General features: G+C 70.9%; 1 protein-coding gene. It reads left to right on the forward strand.

All coding sequences use genetic code 11. The features are described 5' to 3' along the window. The first annotated feature begins 241 nt into the window (after positions 1-241). On the forward strand, positions 242-1,678 hold the full coding sequence (locus WAL33_RS21355; protein ID WP_422184011.1) for a leucyl aminopeptidase family protein: 1,437 nt from the start codon (positions 242-244) through the stop codon (positions 1,676-1,678). The last annotated feature ends 128 nt before the right edge of the window (positions 1,679-1,806 follow it).

Genomic DNA, 1,806 nt, shown 5'->3' on the forward strand with positions numbered 1-1,806 from the left:
GCCTTGGGCGGCGCCTCGGGCGCGGCCACGACCGGCGCCGGCTTGCGCTTGGCGGCGGCATGGGCCGACGCGCCCATCATCACGCCAATGGCGAGAACGGGGGCGAGAACGGTTGCGAGGAGCGCGCGCTTGCGACACATGAAGAGGGATCTCCCGACGGTCCGGCATCCTCGCGCGCGGCCCTCAAGGAATCGTTAAGCATAATTTTCACCCGCCGTTCTTCACTGTTCAGGGCGCGTCCATGTCGGAACCGATCATCGCCTCCTCGTCCCGCTCCGCGCAGGACGGCGCGCCGACGCCGATCCACTGCCTGTACGAGTCCGAACTGGCCGCCTTCCTCGAGGCGCGCCCCAGCTTCGTGAAGGGCTTCGTGGCCCTGGAGGACTTCAAGGCCAAGGCGGGCCAGGTGCTGGTCCTGCCCACGCCGCAAGGGTCCGTGGACCGTGTGCTGCTGGGCTTGGGCGAGAAGGGCAAGGCCGACGCCATGCTGTTCAGGGTGCTGCCGGGCAAGCTGCCGGGCGGCGACTACCGACTGTCGGCCACGCCGGACGGCCTGGACGCGGCCCAGATCGCCCTGGCCTTCGCCTTGGGAAGCTACCGGTTCGACCGCTATAAGCCGCGCCCAAAGGGGAGTGGGGGCGACGACGCCCCGCGACGACTGGTCGCGGACGAAAACCTCGATCTGGACGAGGTCCACGCGCTCGCCCACGCCTGCGCCCTGGCCCGGGACATGGTCAACACCCCGGCCAACGACATGGGGCCGCTGCAGATCGAGACCATCGCCCGCGAGATCGCCGAACGCTACGGCGCGACCCTGGACGTGATCACGGGCGACGACCTGCTGGACCGAAACTATCCGGCCGTCCACGCCGTGGGCCGCGCCGCCGTTCCGGCTCGCGCGCCGCGGATGTTGGAATTGACCTGGGGCGATCCGTCCCACCCGCGCGTGGCGCTCATTGGAAAAGGCGTGGTGTTCGACACCGGCGGCCTGGACATCAAGCCGTCCGGCGGCATGCGGCTGATGAAGAAGGACATGGGCGGCGCCGCCCACGCCCTGGCCCTGGGGCGGATGGTGATGACCGCCGGCCTGCCCGTGGCGTTGAGCGTGCTGGTTCCGGCGGTCGAGAACGCTATCTCCGGCGACGCCATGCGGCCCGGCGACGTGCTGGCCACCCGCTCGGGCCTGACGGTGGAGGTCGGCAACACCGACGCCGAGGGTCGGCTGATCCTGGCCGACGCCCTGACCCGGGCCGGCGAGCTGGAGCCGGTGCTGACGATCGACCTGGCCACCCTGACCGGCGCGGCCCGCGTGGCCCTGGGGCCGCAGGTGATCCCGTTCTATACGCCCGACGACGACCTGGCCCTGGAGATCGAGGAGGGCGCGCGCGAGGCCTGCGATCCGGTCTGGCGCATGCCGCTGTGGGACGGCTATCGCGAGGCGGTCGACAGCGACATCGCCGACCTGAAGAACGATCCCGACAGCTGGGCCCAGGCCGGTTCGGTCACCGCGGCCCTGTTCCTGCAACGCTTCGCCCCGACCACGGGGTCGTGGGCGCATTTCGACATCTTCGCCTGGAACCCCAAGGCCCGGCCGGGCTTCGCGTCCGGCGGCGAGGTCCAGGTGATCCGGGGGCTGTACGGCATGCTGAAGTCGCGGTTCCCGAAGGCGCAAGCATGAGCGATCCGCGCCCAAAGGACCCAAGAGTGACCCTGGCCCGCCCCGACCTGGCGGACCTGGACCTGCAGGGCCTGGTCGCCGCCGAGCGCTATGAGGCCCCGGCCTTGCGCAGGGCGGCGGTCCCGACC

The sequence above is a fragment of the Caulobacter sp. genome (genome assembly GCF_049283275.1).
GTDB lineage: Bacteria > Pseudomonadota > Alphaproteobacteria > Caulobacterales > Caulobacteraceae > Caulobacter.